This is a genomic window from Neobacillus sp. 19, from assembly GCF_049463095.1.
GTDB lineage: Bacteria > Bacillota > Bacilli > Bacillales > Cytobacillaceae > Neobacillus.
Genome location: NZ_JBMPZU010000053.1, coordinates 25,029 through 31,478, shown reverse-complemented (window position 1 = coordinate 31,478; position 6,450 = coordinate 25,029). Strand labels below are relative to the sequence as shown.

At 43.2% G+C, this 6,450-nt stretch carries 6 protein-coding genes; 1 reads left to right on the top strand and 5 read right to left on the bottom strand.

Features of this window, described 5'->3' with window-relative positions:
* The 5 genes from ACO1D1_RS16950 to ACO1D1_RS16930 form a co-directional block, all read right to left on the bottom strand.
* Positions 1-1,932 (bottom strand): xanthine dehydrogenase family protein molybdopterin-binding subunit (locus ACO1D1_RS16950; RefSeq protein WP_423336533.1); only part of this gene is annotated, 1,932 nt, incomplete at its 3' end.
* The gene (locus ACO1D1_RS16945; protein ID WP_423336532.1) at positions 1,929-2,480 is read right to left on the bottom strand and encodes a (2Fe-2S)-binding protein; all 552 of its coding nucleotides are present in this window, start codon (positions 2,478-2,480) and stop codon (positions 1,929-1,931) included. The genes ACO1D1_RS16945 and ACO1D1_RS16950, both read right to left, overlap by 4 nt.
* A 35-nt stretch (positions 2,481-2,515) precedes the next feature.
* Positions 2,516-3,388, bottom strand: a complete 873-nt coding sequence (locus ACO1D1_RS16940) for an FAD binding domain-containing protein (protein WP_423336531.1) — start codon at positions 3,386-3,388, stop codon at positions 2,516-2,518.
* A 42-nt stretch (positions 3,389-3,430) separates the two neighbouring features.
* Positions 3,431-3,880 (bottom strand): CoxG family protein, encoded by a 450-nt coding sequence (locus tag ACO1D1_RS16935; protein WP_149871903.1) that lies wholly within the window; start codon positions 3,878-3,880, stop codon positions 3,431-3,433.
* A 442-nt stretch (positions 3,881-4,322) separates the two neighbouring features.
* Positions 4,323-5,411 (bottom strand): XdhC family protein, encoded by a 1,089-nt coding sequence (locus ACO1D1_RS16930; RefSeq protein WP_423336530.1) that lies wholly within the window; start codon positions 5,409-5,411, stop codon positions 4,323-4,325.
* 141 nt (positions 5,412-5,552) lie between these two features.
* Here ACO1D1_RS16930 and ACO1D1_RS16925 point away from each other — a divergent pair, with 141 nt between their 5' ends.
* Positions 5,553-6,440, top strand: coding sequence for a LysR family transcriptional regulator (locus tag ACO1D1_RS16925; RefSeq protein WP_423336529.1), 888 nt, complete (start codon positions 5,553-5,555; stop codon positions 6,438-6,440).
* Positions 6,441-6,450: the final 10 nt, after the last annotated feature.

Genomic DNA, 6,450 nt, shown 5'->3' with positions numbered 1-6,450 from the left:
AATGGCCCGCCCCACATCATACGCAATATAGTACTTTTCAATTTTCACTTTGCCTGTTTCGAGATCAACGGCTACCTCCGCCGCGTGGATCCCATATGGATAGGACATATGATCGATGGAAAAGGTGTATTTTTCACGGAGCTCGACCCCCTGGTTTCTGCACTCTTTAATGATGTGCTCGAGCGGACAGACTTCCTGCTGATTTGACAATTGGATGATTGATTGTTCCTTAACGTCAAGATCATCTGCTGGAAGACAAAATCGTTCAGCCGCCGCTTGAACTATTTTTCTTTTCAGTGCCGCCGAAGCATACCAAGCTGCTGACCCCCCAACCACCGTTCCACGGGTAGCAAAAGAACCATTTCCTTTTTCCACCACATCCGTATCGCCATGAATGACACTTACATTTGAATAAGGGATTCCCAATTGCTCAGCACAAATTTGTGCAAGCGCCGTCTTTACCCCTTGACCAATATCCGCTAATCCGGTTTTGCAGAGGAGGTTCCCATTTTCTAAAAATTCTACTTCGCAAAACTCCCAAGGTCCTAACCCTGATTTTTCAACAAACATCGCAAATCCCAACCCAATGATTCGTCCCTCTTTAGCGGCCTGGATCTTTTTATCAGAAAATTGCTCCCACTCCATTGCTTTTTGTGCCGTTTCAAGAATTCCGGGATAATCACCGCTATCGTATTCCACCACCTGGCCGAGGGCGGAAATACCATTTGAATAGGGCATTTGCTCCGGCTGTATTAAATTCCGCTCCCGCACCACGGTCGGATCGAGATGAAGTTTCTTGGCCACGATATCGATAATCCGTTCCCTGACAAAGGTTCCCTCAAATCTTCCCGGACCGCGGTAGGTTCCTGTCGGTGTTTTGTTCGTTGCGACCACATGGGTAATGAATTCTAATGCCTCAATATCATAGGGGCCGGCAAACATCCCCTGGGTCAGGACTGGAACAGTGACTCCGTGCGTACGGATATACGCTCCTGTATCTACAAAAATCTCATCTTTTAATGCAAGGATTCTACCATTCTCATCAAAACCTACCTTTACACGGTGTTTTTGTTCGCGAGAATGGTTTGTCGCCTTCATATGCTCTAAACGGTCTTCGATCCACTTGACCGGCCGGCCAAGCTGAAGCGCTGCATAGGGGATTAAATAGTCTTCCGGATAAAATTCACCTCTAGGCCCAAAACCGCCTCCGACATCGGTTTCGATAAAGCGAATGTCCTTTGGGTCCTTATGTAAAAGTGTTGCAAGGATTTGATGATTAAAATGAACCACTTTTGTCGGACCATAGACGGTCAGCCGCTGATCCTCCCCGACTAAAGCAAGGAGACCCCTTGTTTCCATCGGAATTCCGGAATGCCGCTGGACATATAAATCTTCTTCTAACACATGAGGACACTTCTTAAAGTGTTCCTCGACATTTCCCTTTTCGGAATGAATGATAAAAAGGTCATTGCTGCCAATTTCAGGATGCAATACGTCCGTTTCCGGCTGAATCGCTTTATGGACATCCGTGATGGGTGTTAACGGTTCATAAACGATATCGATTAAGTCTGCAGCATCTTCTGCCACGTATCTTGACGCAGCGACAACCATGACCACTGGTTCGCCAACATAGCGCACTTTCTCTTTTGCTAACGGATACTGCAAAGCTTTCGTCAAGGCATCGTTCGGAGCAAGCCGCATCGGAATCGGGGAAAGATCCGCCGGCAGATCCTGCCCCGTCATGATCATGAACACGTCAGGATGATTTTTCGCTTTTTCGATATGGATGCTCGCAATATTTGCATGGGCATGTGGACTGCGAATAATGACTGCCTCACACTGATCAGGCAGCTTTATATCACCAACATATTGCCCTTTACCTGTAATGAGCCGCGGGTCTTCAATTCGTTTCACACTCGTGCCGATGCTCATACTTCCACTTTCCTTCCAGAAGATACGATTTCCAAATCACCGGACTCTTCCTCACTCTTTTTATTCTGTTTGAGTACTTCTGCCGCCATTTCGACTGCATCGACAATGTTTTGATATCCCGTGCACCGGCATAAATTCCCTGAGATGCCCTCCCGAATTTCCTCGCGGCTTGGATTTGGGTTCTGCTCTAGAAAATGGCATGCGGACATGAGTACTCCTGGTGTACAAAAGCCACATTGCAGACCGTGTTTTTCCCAGAATGCTTCCTGCAATGGATGCAGGCTGCCGTCCGGTTCTGCTAACCCTTCTACCGTCCGAATCTCTTTCTTATCTGCCTGAACGCCAAAGACAAGACAAGACCTCACCGGCCGCCCGTCCATCATGATCGTACAAGCACCGCAAATGCCATGCTCACAGCCAACATGTGTGCCTGTTAATCTGAGTTCATCACGTAAAACATCTGATAATAGCATCCGCGGCTCAACCGAAGCCGTATATTCCTTACCATTCACGGTTAAGGCGATGTCCTTTAAGTTCGTTTGCGTCATGTGTTCCACCTCCTGGAAATGGATAGGGTTTATTCCTATCGAAGAACAGCTCTCGCTGCTGCACGTTCTAATACACGCTTTGCATAGGTGATGCATAAATCTTTTCGATATTCGCTTGTTGCATGGATATCTGGCTCTGGATCAACCAAGTCAGCAATTTGATTACAGCATTCTGCGATATACGCAGGATCCGGGACTTTTCCAACCAATTCATCTGTCACTTCATTCAATAGGACAGGAACTCCATCCACCCCACCTAAGCAGAGTGTTGCTGCCTCGACTGTCCCATCTTCGCTCAAGGTAACAGAGGCAGCGGCAAGGACGATGGCAAAGTCTCCTTTTCGTAAGGTAAATTCATCAATGGCATATCCAGTTCTTGCAGGAGAAATCGGTATGTCAATCGATACTAAAATCTCATTCATTTCAATCGTCGTGGTCAAATAGGTCAAAAAGAATTCGTCTGTTGTAAGCGTCCGCACACCCTCTGATGAAGCAAGGGTAATCGTCGCGCCAAGTGTTGTCAGCATAACCGGAAGCTCCGCTGTTGGATCGGCATGGGCCACACTGCCGCCAATCGTCCCTCGGGAACGAATTTGCGAATGGCCAATTAATTTCATCCCCTCTGTAAGCAAGGGACAAACTCGTTCGATTTCTTTTGACTCTTCAACCTGAAAGTGGCGGGTCAATCCGCCAATTTGAATACCTGTGTCCGTCACCCGAATGTAATCTAGTTCTGCGATGTTGTTGATGTCGATCAATACTTGAGGACGAGCTAAGCGCATATTCATCATAGGAATAAGGCTTTGTCCTCCCGACATAATTTTCGCATCATAGCCAAACTCATCCAATAAATCCAACGCTTCTTCAAGTTCCACTGGAGAATGATAGTCAAATACCGCTGGTTTCACGTTATACCCTCTTTCCTGGAAAGGTTGTTTACCATTTTTCTATTACATGGCTGTTCTAGTATTGATTTCCTTTGCAATTTTCTTAAAGAAATCCTTCACGATCATTTTGGCAATACCAGACAAGATCCGCTGTCCCACTCCTGCAATCAAGCCGCCTACCTGTGCTTCCCCGTCATAGCGAATGGTCCCTTTCGGCTGATTATAATCAAGCTCGACTAAAGCATTTCCTTCAATAAACCCCATCTTGCTGTCAGCCTTCATGATAATTCGATATTGGTTTGGTGCTACTTTTTCCAAGATTTTAATTTCAGCTTCATATTCGCCTCTTACCGCCGCAATCCCTAAGGCAATTTCAGCTTTATAGCTATCCGGCTCGATTTCCGTCATCGCTTTACATCCAGGTGTTGCTTTTTTCAGTACCTCCGGGTCATTCAAAGCATTCCAAACATCTTCCTGACTCGCATCAACAACTATTTCACCTTGTACATTCATTATGAAAACCACCTTTACTAAAATAATTTTTCTGCACCTGCACGCGAACGAAGTAGGTGAAGGTAACCGTATAATTATCAGAATTTTCACTTCTTAAGAAAATAATAAAATATATTATATATAATTGTGAAATACCTAAATCTTATGAAGTGATAAGATTTCTTTATTTTCACTATGTTAATGTTGTTAACTTGGCAGTTGATTTCCACTCCAGGCGCAAGCGGTTCGCGGGGCGGGCGGTGAGCCTCCTCGGCGCTAAAGCGCCTGTGGGGTCTCACCTGTCCCGCTGCTCCCGCAGGAGTCTCGCGCCTTCCGTTCCAATCAACTTAGTTATAAAACCAACAATAATCTTTAACCCGACACATGTTATAAAAAAAGCTTTCCTAAAGTATCAAATGATCTTTAGGAAAGCTTTCATTACTTCTACCAATTCAATCCGAGCCTATATCCAGCACGCGGTGGGACTTTGTTTTTTATTCTCGGCATTTGCATGATTTCTCACTTTTATTAACTCCGCCAATACACTTATACTGATCTCCTCTGGTCCTTCTGCACCAATAGGCAGGCCGATAGGAGAATGGATAAACGACAATACATTTTTATCTTTTACTAACCGTTCTGTCCTTCTCTTCGGTCCCAGTACACCAAGATATTTGGGAGGAGCTTGCACGAGGTGCTGCAAGATTTCCTGATCCCGATTAAAATTATGGGTCATGACGAGGACATAACTGTCAAAAGGGATCTGTCTTTTGTTAAAAAATGTTTCTGGATGTTCAAGGATATGAAGATCAGCTTGCGGGAAGTTCCTCTCATTGCACCGGCTGCTTCTTGGGTCGATGACGGTAATAGAAAAATCCAATTGGGAAGCTAGTGTGACTAATGGTTCAGCGTCAGGGCCAGCCCCAAATACATATAAATGGTCTTTCGGCTGGTACCGTTCAAATAAGAAATCACTTTCTAGTTCTTCAATATAGATCAATTTTACTTTCGTTCCACTAAGAACAAAGTCCTGCACATAAGTGGTCAACTTTTGAGCAATTCCATGGTTAGCGGACTCCGCGCAAATGTCTCCGTTATCGGAATAAAGGACGACAGATTCCTGATTTTCTGCGTTAATCGTTTTTACCGATACAACAGGTAAACCATTGTTTAGTTGTTCGTCAACATATGGCCATAGCAGCGTATTTGGCTGTAATGTATTTAATTCCCAGCCGATTGGTTCAATATAAACCTCGATGTTTCCATCACATCCAGCACTTTGCCCCCAAGAAAGATCGTCTTCAGATCGTAAATCATATTGGACATTTTTCGGATGAAGGGTTTGAATGACTTCCTGGGCCTGATAGAGTAAATCTTCTTCCAAGCACCCCGCACTGATGGTCCCGAAATAACTGCCATCTTCGCTGATGAGCATTTTGGCTCCTTCCCGTCTATAGGCAGAGCCATCGACACGGATAATGGTGGCCATCGCAAAAATTCGATCCTTCTTATCCTTCATGCTTTTTAATAACCTGCAGATATCATTCATCATCAAACACTCCCTATCAAAATTTGAGAACGCTAACATTTTTATTTACTAATTGTGATTACCTATTTACATATAGTAAATAGATGATATAATAATTTTATAAAATTATCAATATTCTAAATAATTATTTTCCCAGAGAAGGAGATGTTTTTCATAAACTTACTTTATTTAGAAACGTTCTTAATTGTTTGTAATAATGGAAACTTTACGGAAGCGGCAAAACATCTTTTTGTACCCCAGCCAACCATCTCCAATAGAATTAGTTACCTAGAAGAAGAACTGGGCCAAGAATTATTTGTAAGAGGAAAAAAAGGAAAACGAAGTGTGGAATTAACTAGAGCAGGTAAACTATTTCTCCCGTATGCAGAACAAGTGATTGAAACGCTAAACACCGCAAAAAGTGAAATAAATCAGGATGCGAATGGCAGCCTGATGACCGTTGGCAGTTCGATTGCCTTGACCCATCCTTATATTTATCAAAAAATTAATTTGCTTAATCGAGTACATAACAGGAATATTAATCTTCTGATTATGGACCATTCCCTTATTGCGAAATCGCTCATGGATGGCATACTGGACATTGCCTTTGTAACGGAGCCCATCGTCAATAAACAATTAGAATCCTACCCTGTGTTACGTGAAAAGTATGGGTTAATCGTCTCAAAGCAGCATCAGCTGGCGAAAAAATCATGTTTGGAAAACATAGAAGAATTAGAAGAGGAATATTTAATTTTCTACAAATCTTTTTCAAAAGATCAAACGGTATTAAGAAATATTAAGTGTAAAAGATGGATTACGACTAATCAAATTGAACTAGTGAACGACCTGATTCATAACCAAAATGCCGTGTCGTTTCTCCCTCCGCATGCGTTCAATAATGAAATTAAAAAGGGAAAACTGGTGCACATCCCGATTCACGAAAGTTTGCTAGTGTGTGAAATTCAATATTACTTAGCATGCAGAAGAAATGAACTCTTCTATGAAGATATTTTCTTATCCGAAGCGAAACCGGAAAAAGTAGCAATCAGATAGTTAGTTATAC